Source organism: Massilia brevitalea (assembly GCF_030711405.1).
GTDB classification, from domain to species: Bacteria; Pseudomonadota; Gammaproteobacteria; order Burkholderiales; family Burkholderiaceae_D; genus Telluria; species Telluria brevitalea.
Genome location: NZ_JAULSI010000004.1, coordinates 124,853 through 145,225 on the forward strand (window position 1 = coordinate 124,853; position 20,373 = coordinate 145,225).

The window sequence follows — 20,373 nt, forward strand, 5'->3', positions numbered from 1 at the left end:
TTTCGAGCGACACCTTGGCGCACGTATCCGGGTGCTACGTGCGTAACCGCGTGGGCACGGAGTGCCCACCGTACGGTTAGCCGGTGCGTTCGACGGCCGCGTGTGTGCTTTGCACCGGCAGCACCAGCGTCGCGCGCAGCCCCGGCGCGTTGTCTTCGAGCCGCAGGCTCCCGCCATGCAGCCGCGCCACGGCCGACACCACGCTCAGGCCCAGGCCCACGCCCGGCGTGCCGCGGCTGCCGTCCACGCGGTAGAAACGCTCGACCATCTTCGGCCGCTCGTCCTCGGCAATGCCCGGCCCATTATCGGCCACGGACAAGGCGGGCACCCCACCGGGTTCCGCCCAGGCCGACACCGCAATCGCCCCGTGCTCGGGCGCATACTTGAGCGCATTCTCGACCAGGTTGCCGAGCGCCTGCGCAATCAGCAGCGGGTCGCCCACCACCGTCAACGCGCCGCCGGACGTGAAGCTCAGGTCGATCTCCTTCAGCTCCGCCACCGGCAGATAAAACTCGGCCACCTCCGCCCCCAGGCGCGCCAGGTCGACCTCGACAAAGCCGTTGCGCCGGCTGCCGCTGTCGATTTCGGCCAGGCGCAGCAGGGCCTGGAAAATGCGCATCACACGGTCGATGTCGGCGATTGCGGCATCGATCTCGGCAAAGGTCTCTTCGGTATCCGGGCGCGTGATCGCGAGCTCTTCAAGCCGCGCGCGCAGTTCGCTCAGCGGCGTGCGCAAATCGTGGGCAATCGAGTTCGACACGTCCTGCACGCCGGTCACCAGTTGTTCGATCTGGTCGAGCATGCGGTTCACGGTCTGCGTCAACAGGCGCAGTTCCTCGCCGTCGTGCGGCTCGGGCAGGCGGCGCGAGAGCTTGCCTTCGATGATGGCGGCGGTGGTCTGGCTGATGCCCCCGATGCGCTCCAGCAGCGCGCGCCGGATCAGCATGCCGCCGAGGATGGCGCCCACCAGCACCGTCGCCGCGCAGGCCAGCAGGCCATACACGAACAGGCGTTCGAGTTCGTCGAAGCGGTTCAGGTTACTCGCCACCAGCAGCCGGTAGCCGCCCGGCAGGGTGACGCGCATGGCCTCGATGCGGCGCGCCTTGCCGTCGACGTGGATGGTGCGCGAGCACAGGCCGTCGCGGTCGGGCAGGCCCTGCGGCCAGGCGCTCAGGTTGCCGGCGATGCGGCTGCCGTCCGGCGCGGCCAGCAGCATGATCTTGCGTACGCCGTCGTTGGTGCCGACCACCTGGCTGTCGATGGCGTTGGCCAGCGCCTGCTCGCCGCTGCGCGTGAACAGGTTGGCCAGGCGCTGGGCGTCGGAGCGCAGCAGTTCGGTGCGCACCTGTTCGACGTTCGTATGCCAGGCGTACCACAGCGGCCCGGCGAACATGGCCAGCACCAGCAGGCTGACCACGCCATAGCCGACGGCGATGGTGCGCGCAGAGAAGGTCGGCACCCGGAGCAGGGAGGGCAGGCGCTTGTTCAGGGGAAGGCGGTTCACGGCCGGTCGGTCAGCATGTAGCCGGCGTTGCGCACGGTTTTCAGCAGCGGCGTGGCGAAGGGGGCGTCGATCTTCTGGCGCAGCTTGCTGATGTGGACGTCGATCACATTCGTCTGCGGGTCGAAGTGGTAGTCCCACACGTTCTCGAGCAGCATGGTGCGCGTGACCACCTGGTTGGCGTGGCGCAGCAGGTATTCGAGCAGCTTGAATTCGCGCGGCTGCAGGGCGATGACGGTGCCGGCACGGCTCACCTTGTGCGCCAGCAGGTCGACGCTCAGGTCGCCCAGGGCCAGCGTGGTGTCGGCCGCCTGCACCTGCGAGCGGCGCATCAGGGCGTCCAGGCGCGCCAGCAGTTCGCCAAAGGCGAAGGGTTTCACCAGGTAGTCGTCGCCGCCGCGCTTCAGGCCGAGGATGCGGTCGTCCACGCCGTCGAGCGCGCTCAGGACCAGGATCGGCACCTGGTTGCCCTGCTGGCGCAGGGCTTCCACGATGGCCAGGCCGTCGATGCCGCCGGGGAGCATGCGGTCCATGACGATGGCGTCGTACGGCTCGCTGAGGGCGTGGTACATGCCGTCGCGGCCATTGTCCGCGTGATCCACGGTGTGGCCGGCTTCGGCCAGGCCCTTGCAGACAAAGCGCGCGACCCGTTCGTTGTCTTCGACTAGCAGCAGTTTCACAGCGTTTCCTTCATGTTCCCGCACAGGGCGGGCGCGATACCGTCATTGTAGCGGCCCGCATGTCAGTGTGCGCCATGGCTGGCCGCCACCTTGTGCTCATCGGCTGCTGCGGGCATGACCGAAGCAGGAACCGTTTTGCGCCGCTTGATCGGCCGCGCAATCAGCACGAAGAACAGCGGAATCAGGTACGTCGCCAGGAAGGTCGCCGTCAGCATTCCGCCGATGACGCCGATGCCGAGCGCGTTCTGGCTGGCGGCGCCGGCGCCGGTGGCGATTGCCAGCGGCAGCACGCCCAGCACGAACGCCATCGAGGTCATGATGATCGGGCGCAGGCGCAGCTTGGCCGATTCCAGCGCTGCCTCCAGCGGGCTGTAGCCCTGCTGCTGCAGCTCGCGCGCGAATTCGACGATCAGGATCGCGTTCTTGGCCGACAGGCCGATGGTGGTCAGCAGCCCCACCTGGAAGAAGACGTCGTTCTGCAGCCCGAAGGCGGTGGCCGCACCCAGCGCGCCGAGCACGCCGATCGGCACCACCATGATCACCGACACCGGCACGCTCCAGCTTTCGTACAGCGCGGCCAGGCTGAGGAAGACCACCAGGATCGACAGCGCGTACAGCAGGGGCGCCTGGGCGCCGGCCTGCGATTCCTGCAGCGAGATGCCGCTCCACTCGTAGCCGATACCGGCCGGCAGCTGCTGCACCAGGCGGTCCATGATCTTCATCGCCTCGCCGCTGCTGGTGCCGGGAGCGGCCTGGCCCAGGATCTCGGCCGACTCGATGCCGTTATAGCGCTGCATCGCCGGCGCGCCCCACGACCACTCGGCTTTCGCAAACGAGGAGAAGGGCACCATCCGGCCGTCGGCATTCCTCACGTGGAGCAGGCGGATATCGTCCGGGTTCATGCGAAAGCGCGCATCGGCCTGCACGTAGACGCGCTTGATGCGGTTGTCGGTGTCGAAGAAGTTGTTCACGTACTTCGCGCCCCAGGCGGTCGAGAAGATCTGGTCGACGCTGGAGAGGCTGACGCCGAGCGCCGCCGCCTTTTCGTGGTCGATCGAGATTTTATAGGTCGAGCTGTCGGCCTGGCCGGTAAAACGAACCCGCACCAGGTCCGGTTCCTTGGCGGCGAGTGCCAGCAGCTGGTCGCGCGCCTTGCCCAGCGCCTCGTGGCCGAGGTTGCCGCGGTCCTGCAGCTGCAGCGAGAAGCCGGCGGCCGAGCCCAGGCCGCGGATCGGCGGCGGCTCCACCGGCGTGATGCGTGCACCCTGGAAGTCGCCATAGCGCGCCGCAATGCGGCTGCTCAGGGCCGCCACGCTGAGTTCCGCGTCCTCCCGCTCGTCCCAGGATTTCAGGCGCACGAACAGGCGGCCCTGGTTCTGGCCGCGCGCCGGATTGTTGGCGCCGATGGTCATGAAGGTGGCGTCGACCATCGCCTTTTCGTCGTTCAGCAGGTAGTGGTCGATCTGTTCCAGCACCTTGCCGGTGGTCTCGACCGTGCTGCCGGCCGCGGTTTCCACCTGCACGAACATGTAGCCCTGGTCTTCCTTCGGCAGGAAGCCTCCCGGCAGGCGCATGAACAAGGCGAGCACCAGGCCGATCATGAGCGCGTAGACCAGCATCCACAGGCCGCGCCGGCCGAGGATGGCGCTGACGCTGCCCAGGTAGCGGTCGCGCTCGCGCTCGAAGCTGCGGTTGAACCAGCCGAAGAAGCCGCGCTTCTCGTGATGATTCGGGTCAGGACGCTTCAGCAGCATCGCGCACAGCGCCGGCGTCAGCGTCAGCGCAACGAACACCGACAGCAGCATCGAGGCCACCACCGTCAGCGAGAACTCGCGGTAGATCGCGCCCACCGTGCCGCTGGAAAAGGCCACCGGCACGAACACGGCCGACAGCACCAGGGCCACGCCGATCAGGGCGCTGGTGATCTGGCCCATCGCCTTTTGCGTCGCTTCATACGGTTCCAGCCCATCCTCGTGCATCACGCGCTCGACGTTCTCGACCACGACAATCGCATCGTCGACCAGCAGGCCGATCGCCAGCACCAGGCCGAACATCGACAGGGTGTTGATGGTAAAGCCGAGGGCCGACATGATGCCGAAGGTCCCGAGCAGCACCACCGGCACCGTGATCGACGGGATCAGCGTGGCCCTGAAATTCTGCAGGAACAGATACATCACCAGAAACACCAGGACGATGCCCTCGATGAGGGTCTTCACCACCTCGTGGATCGACACTTCGATGAAGGGCGTGATGTCGTTCGGGTAGACCACGCGCAGGCCTTCGGGGAAGAACGCGCTCAACTCCTTGAGGCGTGCGCGTACGGCGTCAGCGGTGTCCAGTGCATTCGCGTCCGGGCCGAGCTGGATGCCGAGGCCGGAGGCCGGCTTGCCGTTGTAGCGCACGTCGACGTTGTAGTTTTCCGGGCCGAGCGCCACGCGCGCCACGTCGCCAATGCGCACGCTGGAGCCGTCCGGACGGACCTTCAGCAGGATGCGCTCGAACTGTTCGGGCGTGCGCAGCAGGCTGGCCTGGTTGATGGTGGCGCTCAGGGTCTGGCCGGGCACGGCCGGCAGGCCGCCCAGCTGGCCGCCCGAGACCTGCACGTTCTGGGCCTCGATGGCGGTGTTCACGTCCAGCGGCGTGAGCGCGTAGCTGGTGAGTTTCACCGGGTCGAGCCAGATGCGCATCGCGTACTGGGTGCCGAACAGGTTCATGCTGCCCACGCCGGGGATGCGGCTCAAGGGGTCCTGCACGTTCGAGGCCACGTAGTTGGCGATGTCGAATTTCGACATGCTGTCGTTATCCGACACGAAGGCGGCCACCATCAGGAAATCGCTGGTGGACTTGCTCACGCGCAGGCCGGCATTCTGCACGTCGCGCGGCAGGCGCGGCACCGCCGCCTGCAGCTGGTTCTGCACCTGCACCTGGGCGATGTCCGGGTCGGTGCCGGGGGCGAAGGTGAGGGTGGTGGTCGACTGGCCGGTCTCGTCGCTGCTCGACGACATGTACAGCATGTTGTCGATCCCGGTCATCTGCTGCTCGATCACCTGGACCACGGTGTTCTGCATGGTCTCGGCCGAGGCGCCCGGGAAGCTGGCGCGGATCTGCACGGCCGGCGGCGACACCGGCGGATACTGCTCGACCGGCATGTTGTGCAGCGTGATGCCGCCGACCAGCATGATGAGTAGCGAAATGACGATCGCGAAGATCGGCCGCTCGATGAAGAATTTAGGCATCGTCGGTTGTCCTCAGCTTGCCGCAGGAGCAGGCGCAGCGGCAGGAACAGCCGTGCGTACCTTCACCGCCATGTCCGCCTTGAGCTTCTGGGTGCCGCTCACGATCACGCGTTCGCCTTCCTTCAGCCCGTCCTCGACCAGCCACTGGCCATTCGCCAGGGCCCCGGTGCGCACCGGCCGCAACACCGTCTTGCCGTTCTCGCCGACCAGCATCACGCTGGCCTCGCCCTTCGGGTTGCGCGTGACTGCCGGCGCCGGCACCTGGACCACGTTCGGGCGCATGCCCTGGTTCACCGAGGCGCGCACGAACATTCCCGGCAGCAGCAAATGGTCCGGGTTCGGGAAGCGCGCGCGCAGCGTCACCGCGCCGGTGGCCGGGTCGACGGTCACGCCACTGACTTCCAGCGTGCCCGCGTGCGCATAGGTGCTGCCGTCCTCGAGCAGCAGCTTGACCTTGGCCTGCTTGTCGCCGGCGGTCAGCTTGCCGGCGGCGAGGTCGCGGCGCAGGGCCAGGCCTTCCACGCTCGACTGCTGCAAATCGACGTACATCGGGTCGAGCTGCTGGATGGTGGTCATCAGGGTGGCCGAGCCGCCCTGCACGTAGGCGCCTTTCGTCACCTGCGAGATGCTGCTGCGTCCGGCAATCGGCGCGGTGACGCTGGTGTAGCCCAGGTTGATGCGGGCGTTGCTCGCGGCTGCTTCGGCCGCGGCGACGTCGGCGGCGGCCTGCAGCTGCGCGGCTTCGGCATCGTCGAATTCCTGCTTGCTGATGGCATTACTGACGATGAGCACCTGGTAGCGCTTCAGTTGGGCCGTGCTGCTGGCCAGGTTCGCCTGCGCGCGCTTGCGCTGTGCCTCGGCGCTGGCCAGGGCGGTGCGGTAGGGGGCGGGGTCGATGCGGTACAGCGGCTGCCCGGCGCGCACGTCGCTGCCTTCCGTGAAGCTGCGTTCCTGCACGATGCCGTCGACCCGCGCCCGCACCTCGGCCAGCAGCGACGGCGAGGTGCGCCCCGGCAGCTCGACGTCCAGGCGCACGGCGCTGCGCTGCACGGGGATCACGGTGACTTCGGGCACGGCCGGGGCGGGCGGTTTGGCGTCCTTGCCGCAGGCGGCAAGCAGGCAGGCAAGAAGGAGGGCGCTGCCGGCGAGCGGCAGTCCCTTGCGGCATTCGGGGAGGTGGAAGGACATGGAAGAGTGGGTAGTCGGGGTTGGCGAACATCGCGTAGCGGAGCACTATGCCACTAGCGAACTAAACTGTGGATGGCTGGGACATTAAGGATTGTTAATGTTTGTCCGCAGACAGACTGGAACGCTGGAGCGGAGGGGCATTCGCGCGCCGTGGCCATACGCACGCCGCCGGCGCCGATTGCCATGCTAGTATGGCCGCAGGCACTACACGCATCATCCAGGACCATGCATTCCAGCACTGCCATGGAGATCCAGCGCCGGCTCGATGACTTGCTCGATCATTTGCCGGCAGGCGTCGTCGTGCATGGCGCCGATGGCCGCATCGTCAGCGCCAACAAGCTGGCCTGCGAACTGCTGGGGCAGAGTCCCCAGCAGCTGAAGGGCGTCGAAGCCAGCGCCGCCGCCTGGGACCTGTTGCGTGCCGACGGCAGTGCCATGCCGACCGAGCAGTTCCCCGTCAACGTCGTACTGCGCACCGGCATCAAGATCGCACACCTGATCGTCGGCGTCCGGGGGGCGCCGGGCACGCTGCCACGCTGGCTGATCTGCAACGCCTACCCCGAATTCGACGCGGCCGGCCAGTTGCGCCAGGCCGTGGTGTGCTTCACCGATTGCACCCTGCTCAAGCGCGCCAAGCAGCGCCTGCAAAAGTCCGAACAGCGCCTGCGCCTGGTGCTGCGGCCCGACCGACGCCCCCTGGGACAACGACCTGGAGAGCGGCGAATTCTATTATTCCGAGCGCTGGTGGCATATGCTGGGCTACCAGCCGGGCGAGCTGGCGCCGCATGCCGGGCTCTGGCTCGACCTGGTGCACCCGGACGAGCGGCCCGGCGTCGATGCCTTCATGGCGGCGCTGGCCGCGGAGCGCCGCGAGAGCTATGCCATCGAATTCCGGCTGCGCCACCGCGACGGCCACTACGTGCCGGTGCTGTCGCGCGGCTTCGTACGGCGCAATGCGCAAGGCAAACCCCTGCGCATTTCCGGCACCAACACCGACCTCACCGAGCGCAAGCGCGCCGAGCGCCATATCTACGAGCTGGCGTATTTCGACCAGCTGACGGGCTTGCCAAACCGGCGCCTGCTCATCGAGGAACTCGACAAGACCCTGGCGCGCAGCCATCGTTCGGGACGCTTCGGGGCCCTGGTCTTCCTCGATCTGGACAACTTCAAGCTGATCAACGACACGATGGGCCACGCCGCCGGCGACGCGCTGCTGCGCCAGGTGGCCGAGCGCCTGCGCCAGACGCTGCGCCACAGCGACCACCTGGCGCGCCTGGGCGGCGACGAGTTCGTGCTGGTGCTGGAAGAGCTGGGCGCGTCGGTCGAGGACGCGGTGCGGGAAGCCAATATCGTGGTCGACAAGCTCAAGCTGGCGCTGAACCAGCCTTACCACCTGGACGACAGCCCCTTCGTGAGTACCCAGAGCATGGGGCTGGTGCTATTCGATGGTGTCCCGAGCGACGTCGAGATCCTGCTCAAGCAGGCCGACCTCGCCATGTACCAGGCCAAGGCACACGGGCGCAATACCGCGCGCTTCTTCGATCCGGGCATGCAGGCGTCGGCGGAGCGCCAGGCCGCGCTCGAACGCGCGCTGCGCGAGGGTTTGTCGGCGCACGAGTTCGTGCTGTATTGCCAGCCGCAGTTCAGCAGCGGCGGCGCGCTGCTCGGGGCCGAGGTGCTGGTGCGCTGGCACCGCGCCGACGGCGTGCTGCTCGGGCCGGACCAGTTCATCGGCCTGGCCGAAGCCTCGGGCCTGATCGTGCCTCTCGGTCACCACGTGCTCGAAGAGAGCTGCCGCGCACTGGCGCGGTGGCAGGACGATGCGGCGCTGGATAAACTGAAGCTGGCCGTCAACGTCAGCGTGCAGCAGCTGCGCAGCGCGGCGTTTCCGGAACAGGTGGCGCGCATCCTGCAGGACACCGGCGCGCCGCCCGCCCAGCTGTGCCTGGAACTGACCGAAAGCGTGTTCGCCGAAAACGTCGCCGAGATCATCGCGCACATGCACACGCTGTGCGGCATCGGGGTGCAGTTTTCGCTCGACGACTTCGGTACCGGCTATTCCTCGCTCGCCTACCTGCGCCGCTTTCCACTGGCCGCCCTGAAGATCGACCGCTCGTTCGTGCACGACGTGCACCTCGACCCGGCCGCCGCGCCGATCGTCGAGGCCATCATCGCCCTGGCGCACGGGCTCCGGCTCGACATCGTTGCCGAGGGCGTCGAGTACGAGGAGCAGCGCAGCTTCCTGGTCGACGGCGGCTGCGGCGCGCTGCAGGGATATCTGCTGGGGCGGCCGGTGCCGATTGCGGAGTTCGAGCGCCTGTATCGCCGCGCCTGAAACCTGTGCGCCACCTGCAGCAGCGCGCATGCAGCGCAGCGCCGCATCCCGTTTTGCAGCGTGACATAGATCCCTGTTTTTACAGGGGTTTTCGCATTCTTGCCTTTCGCGCGCGACAGAAACCACGGATAATGCGCGCATCTTTTCGCGTAAAAATCTGGAATTCCCATGGAAATCAAAGTCAACTTCCTCGACAAGCTGCGCCTGGAAGCCAAGTTCGACGACTTCACCGTCATCGCCGACCAGCCGATCCGCTACAAGGGCGACGGCTCGGCCCCCGGTCCCTTCGACTACTTCCTGGCCTCGTCGGCCCTGTGCGCGGCCTATTTCGTGAAGCTGTACTGCGACACCCGCAACATCCCGACCGAAAACATCCGCCTTTCGCAGAACAACATCGTCGACCCGGAAAACCGCTACGCCCAGATCTTCAAGATCCAGGTCGAGCTGCCGGCCGACATCTCCGACAAGGACCGCCAGGGCATCCTGCGCTCGATCGACCGCTGCACGGTGAAGAAGGTGGTCCAGCAAGGCCCGGAATTCGTGATCGAGGAAGTCGAGAGCCTGGACGCCGACGCCCAGGCGCTGCTGACCCTGCAGCCCGACGCCAGCGTCGCCACCTACATCCCCGGCAAGGACCTGCCGCTGGAGCAGACCATCGCCAACATGTCGGGCCTGCTGGCAAGCCTGGGCATCAAGATCGAGATCGCATCCTGGCGCAACATCGTGCCGAACGTCTGGTCGCTGCACATCCGCGACGCGCACTCGCCGATGTGCTTCACCAACGGCAAGGGCGCGACCAAGGAAAGCGCGCTGGCTTCGGCCCTGGGCGAGTACCTCGAACGCATCAGCAACAACCATTTCTATGCCGGTTCCTACTGGGGCGAGGAATTCGCCAACGCCGACTTCGTGCACTATCCGAACGAGCGCTGGTTCAAGCCCGGCCACCGCGACGCGCTGCCGAAGGAGATCCTCGACGAGTACTCGCTGGAGATCTACGACCCCGAAGGCGAACTGCGCGGCGCGCACCTGGTCGACACCAACTCCGGCAACGTCAAGCGCGGCATCGTGTCGCTGCCGTTCACCCGTCACTCGGACGGCGAAACCGTCTACTTCCCGGTCAGCCTGATCGAGAACCTGTACGCCAGTAACGGCATGAGCGCCGGTAACACCCTGGCCGAAGCCCAGGTGCAGTGCCTGTCCGAGATTTTCGAGCGGGCCGTGAAACGCGCAATCCTGGAAGGCGAATTCGCCCTGCCGGACGTGCCGCAGGACGTACTGAATAAATACCCTGGCATCGTGGCCGGCATCAAGGGCCTGGAAGAGCAGGGCTTTCCGGTGCTGGTGAAGGATGCCTCGCTCGGCGGCCAGTACCCGGTGATGTGCGTGACCCTGATGAACCCGAAGACCGGCGGCGTGTTCGCTTCCTTCGGCGCGCACCCGAGCTTCGAGGTGGCGCTGGAGCGCAGCCTGACCGAACTGCTGCAGGGCCGCAGCTTCGAAGGCCTGAACGATTTGCCGCGGCCGACCTTTGCCAGCGAAGCGGTCACCGAGCCGTACAACTTCGTCGAGCACTTCATCGACTCCAGCGGCGTGGTGTCGTGGCGCTTCTTCAGCGCGAAATCCGACTACGATTTCGTCGAGTGGGATTTCTCCGGCCACGGCGAGAACTCGAATGCCGACGAAGCGGCGACCCTGCTCGGCATCCTGCAAGAGATGGGCAAGGAAGTCTATATCGCGGTCCATGACGGCCTGGGCGCCACCGCCTGCCGCATCCTGGTGCCGGGCTATTCGGAAGTCTATCCGGTCGAAGACCTGGTCTGGGACAACACCAACAAGGCCCTGCTGTTCCGCGAAGACATCCTGAATTTGCACCGCCTCGACGACGATCAGCTGGCCGATCTGCTGGAGCGCCTGGAGACCAATGAGCTGGACGAATACGGCGACATCGCCAGCCTGATCGGCATCGAGTTCGACGAGAACACCGACTGGGGCCAGCTGACCGTGCTCGAACTGCGCCTCCTGATCAACCTCGCGCTGAAGCAGTTCGAACAAGCGCACGAGCTGGTCGGTGCGTTCTTGCAGTACAACGACAACAGCGCCGAACGCCGCCTGTTCTACGCGGCGCTGAACGTGGTGCTGGAAGTGATGCTCGACGACGAGCTGGAACTTGGCGACTACGTGCACAACTTCCGCCGCATGTTCGGCGACGCGCGCATGGATGCGGCGCTGGGCTCGGTGGACGGACATGTCCGCTTCTTCGGACTCACGCCAACTGGCATGGGCCTCGAAGGACTCGACCGTCATCACCGCCTGATGGACAGCTACCGCAAGCTGCACAAGGCGCGTGCCGAGGCGGCGAAGCGCAGCTGAAGGTCGATGGGACGCGAGACGCCGGGTCGTCCCGGCGCCGCGTCCTGGAATGCCTGGCCAGCTAGTCGAGGCTGATACGCAGCACGGTCCCCCCTGCGGCAAACTGGCCTCCGGGGATAGGGCCTGGCACGACACCGTTGTTCGTCACATAGGCCGCACCGTCCCCGCCTATCGCCAGGCCGCCGGGATAGAACAGCTGGTCGTAGATCACCGTCCTGCTTCCGTCAGGATTCACGCGTAGCAGGCGGCCGGGCGGATTCAATGGAGGATCGCCGAACGAGGCGCCCCTGCCGATTTCCAGCACATACAGGCGCTGCCAGCTGTCGAATGCAAGCGCGACGATGTTGGTAAAACCGCTCGCATACGTTTGCAGCAGGGTGCCATCCGGCGCCATCCGGTACACGTTGGCGCCGCCGACCGGGAAGGGAAAGCCGGTCAGCTCGCCGACATACAGCCAGCCATCCTTGCCATCGACGATCGTGGTCGGGACCGACTGCATGGGAATGGTCGCGCCGGGTGGCAGCGACAGTTCCGGCGGCGCGAGCACCATTCTTGGAGGGAAGGCGGCCAGGGTGGTGATGGTGCGATTCGGCGCAATACCGAAGATCGCATTGGCGCCGGCATCGGCAACGACGCTCTGCCCGGAAGCGATGGCGATGCCGTTCGGGTTGCTGTCGACGCCGCCGGGTACCGGATCGTGGGTGAACTCGTAGCTGGCGATATCGGCGGCTGATGCACTAAACCTGCCAAACAGGTTTACCTGCAGCACTTTGCCGAACAGCCAGGCCTTGCGTCCGACACCGTTTCGTGCTGGCGCTGTGGCGCCGAGTCCCATCGCAAGCGCGGCGCGTCCATCACGGGAAAAGGCGATATGTTGCGGCCCGGTTCCGCCAAAACCACCCGGCTGCGCGGCGACCGAGGGCAGTCCGGTGATGATGCGCTTGGGCGGGGCGACCCCGCGCGGGTCGACGCGGGTGATTGCCCCGGTTTCGCCATAACAGGCGCTGCGCCCGTCGCCCAGGACAAGGCAGCGTCCGTTTCCGCCACTGCCGGCCTCGGTAACAAACAGCTGGCCGTTCGGTGCAAATGCCAGACCACGCGGATTGTTCAGGCCGGTGGCAATGACATCGACCTGCGGCGCGGCGTGCAATGCGGAGGTGGCCACCAGCATGGCCAGCATGAAAAGAAGGCGTGTCATGAGAGACTCCCGAGACAGGTGTGCGCAGACAGCATACGGTTCATCGGGCGGCAAAATATGCTGGATGGGTGCCGTTTGATACCTGTCAATGATCATCATCGCGCGGTCTCCATTCACCGGGACGCATGGTCCAGAAGTACATTCCGTGCGCCCATTGCTTGCATTAATCGCAAAAAAATCTGGGAGCGGCTCTTCCCGGCGGCGCACCGACGCGCTAATCTAGCCCGTTCATGCACGTTTCACCGTCCAGCAAGGATCAGCCGGACCCAGCATTTCGGAAGCACGCAGCACTGCAACACCCTTGCGCAGCCACACCCCCTGTCGAAAGGATGTCCGCCATGCCAACGATGAGCATCAACGGTGCCGAGCACCCCCTGCCGCCCGATCCGCGCGTGTCCCTGCTGGATTTCCTGCGCGAACACCTGCACCTGAGCGGTACCAAGATCGGCTGCAACCAGGGCGCCTGCGGCGCCTGCACCGTCCTCGCCGACGGCGAGCGCATCCTGTCTTGCCTGGCGCTGGCCGTGCAATACGAAGGCCGCGCCATTACCACGGTCGAGGGCCTGGCGCTCGACGGCCAGTTGCACCCGCTGCAGCAAGCCTTCATCGAGCACGATGGCTTCCAGTGCGGCTATTGCACGCCAGGCCAGCTCTGTTCCGCCATCGGCATGGCGGCCGAACTGAAGCGCGGCGTGCCCAGCCACGTCACCGCGGACCTGGCCGCGGGCGGCATCGCCCCCAGCCACGACGAAATCCGTGAGCGCATGAGCGGCAATCTGTGCCGCTGCGGCGCTCACAACGGCATCGTGGCCGCCATCAACGAACAGCTGGCCGCGGCCGGACAGGAGGCACCATGACGCCGTTTGCCTATGCCCGCGCCCAGGACGCAAGCGATGCCGTCCGGCTGGCTGCGCTTGCGAATGCCAGCTACCTCGGCGGCGGCACCAACCTGGTCGATTTGATGCGCGAGACGGTGGCGCAGCCGGCGGCACTGGTCGACGTCAGCGGCCTGCCGGGCGCCATCGAGGTGCGCCTCGATGGCAGTATCCTGATCGGCGCTGCCGCGAAGAACACGGCCGTGGCCGAGCACCAGGTGGTGCGCCAGCGCTTTCCGCTACTCAGCCGCGCCATTGTGGCCGGCGCCTCGGCCCAGATCCGCAACATGGCGACCGTTGGCGGCAACATCCTGCAGCGTACCCGCTGCACCTATTTCTACGACAACGAAGGCTCACGCTGCAACAAGCGGTCGCCGGGGCAGGGCTGCGATGCGGTGGATGGTTTCAACCGCATGCACGCGGTGCTGGGGGCGTCCGACGCCTGCATCGCCACCCATCCGTCCGACATGTGCGTGGCGCTGGCCGCGCTCGGCGCCATCGTCCACCTGCACGGGCCGCAGGGACAGCGCACGCTGGCCCTCACCGACCTGCATCGCCTGCCCGGGGAACATCCGGAACAGGAGACCGAGCTGGCACCGGGCGAACTGATCACCGCGGTCGAACTGCCGGCGCTGCCTTTTGCTGCCCGCTCGGCCTATCGCAAGGTGCGCGACCGTTCCAGCTATGCGTTTGCGCTGGTGTCGGTTGCCGCCGCCATCGACGTACAGGACGGCATCGTGCGCGAGGTGCGCCTGGCCCTGGGCGGCGTGGCCCACAAGCCCTGGCGCGCCTGGAAGGCCGAGGGGATGCTGGCGGGGCAGCCGGCAACGGTCGACAACTTCCGCGCCGCCGCCGCGGCCGAGCTGGCGGACGCGACGCCGCAAAGCGGCAACGGTTTCAAGATCGGGCTGGCCCGGCGCACGGTCGTCGCCGTTTTGGACGGCCTGGCCGGCAAGGAGGATCAGCCATGAACATCGTCAAGGAAAAAGCGCAGCAGCTGATGAAGAAGGCGGTCGAACTGGCGCCCGACAAGTGGATCGCGGGCGGGCAGCCTGATCCGCTGGGCGACAGCCGCGAGGGCTACATCGGCATGCCGGTGTCGCGTATCGATGGACCGGCCAAGGTGCAGGGCCAGGCCCAATTTGCCGCCGAATTCGCGCTGGACGGCATGCTGTACGCCGCGCCCGTCTACAGCACGGTGGCCAGGGGCCGCATCGCCGGCCTCGACACCGCCGCAGCCGAAGCGGCGCCCGGCGTCGCGCTGGTGCTGACCCACAAGAATGCGCCGAAGATGCAGCCCATGCCGGGCTTCCTGAGCGCGCAAAAGGCGGCGGCCGGCGAGAACGTGGCGGTGCTGCAGGACGACCGGGTCCATTACAACGCCCAGCCGGTGGCGCTGGTGCTGGCCGATACCCAGGAGCAGGCCGACCATGCTGCTACGCTGGTGCGGGCCGCGTACCAGGCCGAGCCGGCGGTGACGACCCTGGAAGCCGCGCGTGCCAGGGGCAGCGAGCCGGGCGCCTTTCTCGGCGAGCCGCTCAGGAAAGAGGTGGGCGACGCGGAGGAGCGGCTGGCGCAGGCCGAGCACAAGATCGACGCTGTCTACCGCACGCCGCGTCACAACCACAATGCGATCGAGCTGCACGGGGTCACCGTGGCCTGGGAAGGTGAAACCCTGCGTGTGCACGACGCCACCCAGGCCGTCGCCCATGCAGCCTGGTCGCTGGCCCAGGTGTTCGGATTGAAGGAAGAGCAGGTGCGCGTGACGTCGCCGTTCGTGGGCGGTGGCTTTGGCGGCAAGACCCTGTGGCGGCATCAGGTGCTGGCGGCGGCTGCGGCCCGGGTGGCCGGGCGGCCGGTGCGCCTGGTCTTGTCGCGCGCGGGCGTGTACCGCGTGGTGGGCGGGCGCGCGCCGACCGAGCAGCGGGTTGCCATCGGCGCCGCTGCGGACGGCAGGTTCGAGGCCATCGTCCATACCGGGCTAACGGCTATGTCCCCGAACAACAATTTCCCGGAACCGTTCATCCTGGCCACCCAAACTATGTACGCGGCCGACAGCTTCCAGCTCGACGTCGAAGCGGTACGGGTCGACATGCTGGCGAATACTTTCATGCGCGCGCCGGGCGAGGCGGTCGGCACCTTTGCCCTCGAATGCGCGGTCGACGAACTGGCCGAGCGCCTGGACATCGACCCCATCGAACTGCGCATCCGCAACGAGCCCGAGAAGGACCCGCTGCGCGGCACACCGTTCTCGTCGCGCCATCTGGTGGCAGCCTGGCGCATGGGCGCCGAGCGCTTCGGCTGGAGTGCGCGCCAGGACAGGCCGCGCATGCGCCAGGAAGGCGAGTGGCTGGTGGGGCTGGGCTGCGCCGCCGCCACCTATCCCTACCATCGGATGCCGGGCGGGGCGGCGCGCATCACCCTGCGCCGCGACGGCGGCGCGCACGTGGAATTCGCGGCCCACGAAATGGGCATGGGCACGGCCACCACGCATGCGATGGTGGCGGCCGAGCGCCTCGGCCTGCCGCTCGAGCGCGTGACGGTGGCCTACGGCGACTCGGCGCTGCCGGGCACGATCCTGGCCGGCGGCTCGCAGCAGACGGCGTCGGTCGGGCATGCCGTCATCGAAGCCCAGCGTGCGCTGGTGACGAAACTGCTGGAGCTGGCGCCGACCGACTCTGCGCTGCACGGACTGGAGCCGGATGCGCTGGCCGCGCGCGACGGCGGCCTGTGCAAGCGCGACGAGCCGCAGCGCTTCGACAGCTATGCCGACCTGCTGGGCCGGGCCGGCCTGGACGAGATCAGCGCAGAAGGCGAGGCCCCGGCGCCGCTCGAGACGATGCACTGGGCCATGCATTCCTACGGCGCCATCTTCTGCGAGGCGCGCGTGAACGTGGTCACGGGCGAGACCCGCGTCACGCGCCTGCTCGGCGCCTACGACTGCGGGCGCGTGGTCAACCCGAAGACGGCCAGCAGCCAGTTCCGCGGCGGCATGATCATGGGAATGGGCATGGCCCTGATCGAAGAAACCCAGTTCGACGAGCGCAATGGCCGCATCATGAACCCGAGCCTGGCCGAATACCACGTGCCGGTGCACTTGGACGTGCCCGAGATCGAGGTACTCTGGACCGACATTGCCGATCCGCATGCACCGATGGGCGCGCGCGGCATCGGCGAGATCGGCATCACGGGCACGAGCGCGGCGATCGTGAATGCGATCTACAACGCCTGCGGCAGGCGGGTGCGCGACTTGCCGGTGACGCTGGACAAGCTGGTGGACTGAGCGACACGCTGGGTGCGGTCAGAGCGGCCGCACCCAGATATTCCGGAAGCTGACCGCGTCGCCATGGTCCTGCAGCTTGATCGGCGCAGGGCCATGGGCGCGGTAGAACGGTTTGCCGGCGTACACCGTTTCGCCCTGCAGGGCGGCGTGGTTTTGCACCAGCACGCCGTTGTGCAGCGCGGTGACGTAGGCGGGGGCCAGCAGGGCGCCGTCGGCGCCGAAGCGCGGCGCGGTCCAGATGACGTCGTAGGTCTGCCATTCGCCGGCGGCGGCGCAGGCGTTGGCCAGCGGGGCAAATTGTTTGTAGAGGCTGGCGGCTTGCCCGTTCACATAGGTCTTGTTGGTGGCGCAGTCGAGGATTTGCAGCTCGTAGCCGCGGCCGGCGCCGGTGGCGGCCAGGAACAGGCCGCTGTTGCCGCGCGCCTGGCCGGTTCCGCTGAGGGTGGCAGGCACGCGCCACTCGAGGTGCAGCTGGTAGTCGCCGAACAGGCGCCGGGTCTGGATATCGCCGCTGCCGCCGCGCACGGTGAGCACGCCGTCCTTCACTGTCCAGCCGGCGGGCGTGTCGGGCGAGGCTGCCGCCACCCATTCGCGCAGGTCCTTGCCGCCGAACAGCACGACCGCATCCGATGGCGCCGTGGAAGCAGAAGCAGGAACGACGCGGACGGGTTCGGGCGCCCAGACTTCGGTGTCTTTTGGATCAGGTTGCGGTTGCTGGGCAGTCGATGGGAGCGCGATCGAGAGACCGATCAGGGCGACGATAATTCTTGTTGTCATGCCTGGCTTTCCGCTTGAAAAGACAAAAAGCATAGCATGTGCCGGCGGATTACTTTCCGCTGCAATTCGGGCAAGTGCCCTTGATCAGGAAATCGACTTCCTGGCTGGTGAACCCCTCGGGCATCTTCAGCCGGCGCGGCAAGGGCGTATCGTTGAAGCAGGTCACCGAATCGCAACTGGTGCACTGGAAGTGCGCGTGGTCGTGGTCCTGCCCGCCGGCGGCAGCGCCGGTACCGAAGCGCCAGACCTGGTCGGCGCCGGCAATCTTGTGCACCATGCCGTGTTCCGCCAGCCAGTCGAGTACGCGGTAGAGGGTCACGGCGTCGAGCGCCTCGCCCGGCAACTGGGCCAGGATGTCGTGGTGGGTGAGGGGCTGGCTGTGCCCGAGCAAAAAACTCAGGACCCGGGTGCGTGGGCGGGTCAGGCGCGCACCTGTGGCCCTGATCAGTTCTTGCGCGCGCTGTTCGGTTGTCGATTCCATGGTTCCATCCTCTGCACGCGGATTCTAGCATGGCCTCCCGAAGCCATCCGGGAGGGGCACGCCGGCCAGCGTCAGAAGAAGTAGCGCAAGGACGCCCCCGCCTGGCGCTGCGGCACGGTCGATACCAGCAGCCCGGCGGCGGTGCCGTAGGCGATGTCGCTGGCAAATGCGTGCGGCTGCAGCGTGGCCCACAGCGAACCCTGGAGCTTGCCCAGGTCATAGGTCGCCTTCAGGTCGTAGCGCACATAGGTCGGCATGCCGCGCTCGCGCAGCGGCGTGCCCATGTAGTAGGGATTGCCGGCGGTGACATACACGTCGCCGTTCAGCGCCAGGCTGCCCGCGCCCAGGACGGTGCGGTATTGGGCGCCGGCCTTCCAGGTATGTTCCGGCACCGACAGCCGCGCACCCGCACCGGGCGCCGGGTTGTCGAGCCGGGCGCGCAGGATGCGGCCATAGCTCAGGTAGGCGCCGAGGGCGCGGCTGGCCTGCCAGCGCGCGTCGAGTTCGAATCCGCGGCGCGTGGTCTGGCCGGAGGAAACGAACACGTCGGGCGCGGTGTTGACGATCTCGTCGTCGTTGCGAATGGTGTACACGGCGCCCGACACGGCCAGCCCTGCGGCCGGCCGCACATTGAAGCCGAGGTCGTGCGAGCGCACCTTGCTCGGGTCGATGCCGGCGTTGATGCGCCCACCCGGCGCGCCGAGCGGACCCAGGCTGCCGCTCGTGCTGATCTGCTCGGCGGCCGGCGAACGGAAGCCTTCGGCCACGTTGGCGAACACTTCCAGTTGGCGCAGCGCCTGCCAGCTGGCCCCGATCTTCGGCGTCACGGCCGAGCCGGTGTAGTCGGTTGATGCGGCCGGCAGCTTGCGGTTCACCAGGGTGTAGTCAAAGCGGTCGTAGCGCGCGCCGCCATGCAGCTTCAGGTTCGGCAGGATGCGGTACTGGCCCTGCACGAAGACGCCATAGGTCAGCAAATCGAGGTCCTGGTTGTTGATGTAGTTGGCGCTCGGCTGCAGGCGCAGGTACTGGCGCCGGTAGGCGTCGCCGCTGTCCTTGCGCGCCTCGAACCCGGCCGTCAGCACGGCATCGTCGCCAAAGGCCCAGGTGTTCCCGGCGCGCGCGCCGTAGATGGCGCGGTCGTCGTAGCCGTAGGTGTGGGCGCTGGTGCTGGTGGTGATCGCGCGGCTGCGCTCGAAGTCCTCGGCATACACGGTGGCGAACGGGCCGGCATCGCCGGAAACCGGGCGGCGGTTGAACACCAGGCTGGCGCGGCGCGCATCGCCGAAGCCGGGCAGGTCGAACTGGGTGGCGTGCGGGTCGAGGCCTGCTTCCAGCGCGGGCAGCAGCAGGTAGCCGGCGCCAGAATACTCGGAACGATACCAGCTGGCGCGCAGGCTGTAGACGCCGTCGCCGAGGGTGCGCGAGAGCTTCCAGAACAGGTTGCCGCGGTCGTTGCCGGCGCCGTGGCGGAAGCCGTCCACGCGGTAGCGGTCGGCCACCAGCAGCGAGCGCACGTCGCCGAAGTCGTTCGAGAGCGTCAGCGAGGCGCGCCGGCCGCCGTAGCTTTCCAGGGTGAGGGCGGCGCTGGAGGGCGTGGCCGCGCCGCCTTCGCGGGTGTCGATCACTACGGAGCCGGCGCGGTTCTGGTCGCCGTACAGGGCCGAGACCGGGCCCTTGATCACGTCGACGTTCGCGATCATGTCCGGCGTCATCCATTCCAGAAAGGCCGGGCCGTGGCCGGCGCCGCCCTGGCTCGACGGGATGTTCTGCGGCACGCCGTCGATAGTGATGGCGGTGTCGGCGCCGTGCGTGCCCTGGGTGGCGAAGCCGCGCATGCGGAAACCGTTGCCGGTGTCGCCCTGGTCGATGTTGTTGACCACCACGCCCGGCACGCGGCGGAAGATGTTCGAGATGTCGCGGCCGACGTTGATGCTGGCGATGTCGGCAGCCGTGACGGTCGTTACCGAGCCGGGCAGGGCGCGGGCATCGCTGCCGGGCGCCAGGCGGGCGTCGTCTTCCCTGTTGCCCTTCACCTCGACCACCTGGACCGGCGCCTCCTCATTCACCAGTCCGGCGTCAACCATACCGGCAACGGGCAATGCGGCGCCGGCGACGGCATGGCCGGCCAGCGCACAAGTGAGCAGGACGGCGTGCGAAATGGCACGAACAGGCAATGCGTCGGGGACCGAGAAACGAGGCGGGTACAAGATGGGAACTCCAGGCTGAGGTGATTGGGGAGGCGGCAATCGCGAAGCCGCTCAATGAGAAACAGGCGTGCGCAAGGGGGCTGGAAAGCCGCCCCTTGTTGCAAGCGGCTTGCATCATATTCGTGACTTTTCGTAAACGCAAGTAAGTTGCAATAAGTTTTTGGCTTTTGCATTTTTCAGCAATCAACCGTTCCAATCTGCCATTAAATGAGATAGCATTCTCATTAGTGCTGCAATTGTAT

The 20,373-nt window shown here is 67.1% G+C and carries 13 protein-coding genes and 1 pseudogene; 6 read left to right on the forward strand and 8 right to left on the reverse strand.

The window, feature by feature from the left end; all coding sequences use genetic code 11:
* Window positions 1–76: 76 nt before the first annotated feature.
* The 4 genes from QWL29_RS03650 to QWL29_RS03665 all read right to left on the reverse strand — a co-directional run bounded on the left by QWL29_RS03650 (window position 77) and on the right by QWL29_RS03665 (window position 6,605).
* Complete coding sequence (locus QWL29_RS03650) at window positions 77–1,504, reverse strand: HAMP domain-containing sensor histidine kinase (protein ID WP_305821529.1); 1,428 nt, start codon at window positions 1,502–1,504, stop codon at window positions 77–79.
* A complete protein-coding gene (locus QWL29_RS03655; RefSeq protein ID WP_305821530.1) occupies window positions 1,501–2,181 on the reverse strand; it encodes a response regulator transcription factor in 681 nt (226 codons plus the stop codon). Before QWL29_RS03655 ends, QWL29_RS03650 begins: the two co-directional genes overlap by 4 nt.
* Before the next feature lie 62 nt (window positions 2,182–2,243).
* Window positions 2,244–5,417, reverse strand: a complete 3,174-nt coding sequence (locus QWL29_RS03660) for an efflux RND transporter permease subunit (RefSeq protein WP_305821531.1) — start codon at window positions 5,415–5,417, stop codon at window positions 2,244–2,246.
* A 12-nt stretch (window positions 5,418–5,429) separates the two neighbouring features.
* Window positions 5,430–6,605, reverse strand: coding sequence for an efflux RND transporter periplasmic adaptor subunit (locus tag QWL29_RS03665; protein ID WP_305821532.1), 1,176 nt, complete (start codon window positions 6,603–6,605; stop codon window positions 5,430–5,432).
* 243 nt (window positions 6,606–6,848) lie between these two features.
* Here QWL29_RS03665 and QWL29_RS03670 point away from each other — a divergent pair.
* The 3 genes and pseudogenes from QWL29_RS03670 to QWL29_RS03680 all read left to right on the forward strand — a co-directional run.
* Window positions 6,849–7,169 (forward strand): annotated as a pseudogene (locus QWL29_RS03670) (PAS domain-containing protein); the annotation flags it as partial.
* Window positions 7,170–7,356: 187 nt separating this feature from the next.
* The gene (locus tag QWL29_RS03675) at window positions 7,357–8,940 is read left to right on the forward strand and encodes a putative bifunctional diguanylate cyclase/phosphodiesterase (RefSeq protein ID WP_305821533.1); all 1,584 of its coding nucleotides are present in this window, start codon (window positions 7,357–7,359) and stop codon (window positions 8,938–8,940) included.
* Window positions 8,941–9,108: 168 nt separating this feature from the next.
* Window positions 9,109–11,310 (forward strand): OsmC domain/YcaO domain-containing protein, encoded by a 2,202-nt coding sequence (locus QWL29_RS03680; protein ID WP_305821534.1) that lies wholly within the window; start codon window positions 9,109–9,111, stop codon window positions 11,308–11,310.
* Window positions 11,311–11,371: 61 nt separating this feature from the next.
* Here QWL29_RS03680 and QWL29_RS03685 read toward each other — a convergent pair whose 3' ends face one another.
* Window positions 11,372–12,607 (reverse strand): ScyD/ScyE family protein, encoded by a 1,236-nt coding sequence (locus QWL29_RS03685; protein ID WP_305821535.1) that lies wholly within the window; start codon window positions 12,605–12,607, stop codon window positions 11,372–11,374.
* A gap of 239 nt (window positions 12,608–12,846) precedes the next feature.
* Between QWL29_RS03685 and QWL29_RS03690 the strand changes: the two genes are divergently transcribed.
* Genes QWL29_RS03690 through QWL29_RS03700 form a run of 3 tightly spaced genes read left to right on the forward strand, consistent with a single transcriptional unit; the run spans window position 12,847 to window position 16,666 of the window.
* Window positions 12,847–13,365 (forward strand): (2Fe-2S)-binding protein, encoded by a 519-nt coding sequence (locus QWL29_RS03690; protein WP_308634840.1) that lies wholly within the window; start codon window positions 12,847–12,849, stop codon window positions 13,363–13,365.
* Entirely contained in the window at window positions 13,362–14,354 is a 993-nt protein-coding gene (locus QWL29_RS03695; RefSeq protein WP_305821537.1) for an FAD binding domain-containing protein, read from the forward strand. The genes QWL29_RS03690 and QWL29_RS03695 overlap by 4 nt, the downstream gene beginning before the upstream one ends.
* Entirely contained in the window at window positions 14,351–16,666 is a 2,316-nt protein-coding gene (locus QWL29_RS03700; protein WP_305821538.1) for a xanthine dehydrogenase family protein molybdopterin-binding subunit, read from the forward strand. Before QWL29_RS03695 ends, QWL29_RS03700 begins: the two co-directional genes overlap by 4 nt.
* A gap of 18 nt (window positions 16,667–16,684) precedes the next feature.
* On the opposite strand, the gene QWL29_RS03705 is transcribed toward QWL29_RS03700, so the two are convergent.
* From QWL29_RS03705 to QWL29_RS03715, 3 genes are all read right to left on the reverse strand, one after another.
* Entirely contained in the window at window positions 16,685–17,443 is a 759-nt protein-coding gene (locus tag QWL29_RS03705) for a 3-keto-disaccharide hydrolase (protein WP_305821539.1), read from the reverse strand.
* 49 nt (window positions 17,444–17,492) lie between these two features.
* Window positions 17,493–17,924, reverse strand: a complete 432-nt coding sequence (locus QWL29_RS03710) for a Fur family transcriptional regulator (RefSeq protein ID WP_305821540.1) — start codon at window positions 17,922–17,924, stop codon at window positions 17,493–17,495.
* Between the two features lie 71 nt (window positions 17,925–17,995).
* Entirely contained in the window at window positions 17,996–20,083 is a 2,088-nt protein-coding gene (locus QWL29_RS03715) for a TonB-dependent receptor (RefSeq protein WP_370663659.1), read from the reverse strand.
* Window positions 20,084–20,373 lie beyond the last annotated feature (290 nt).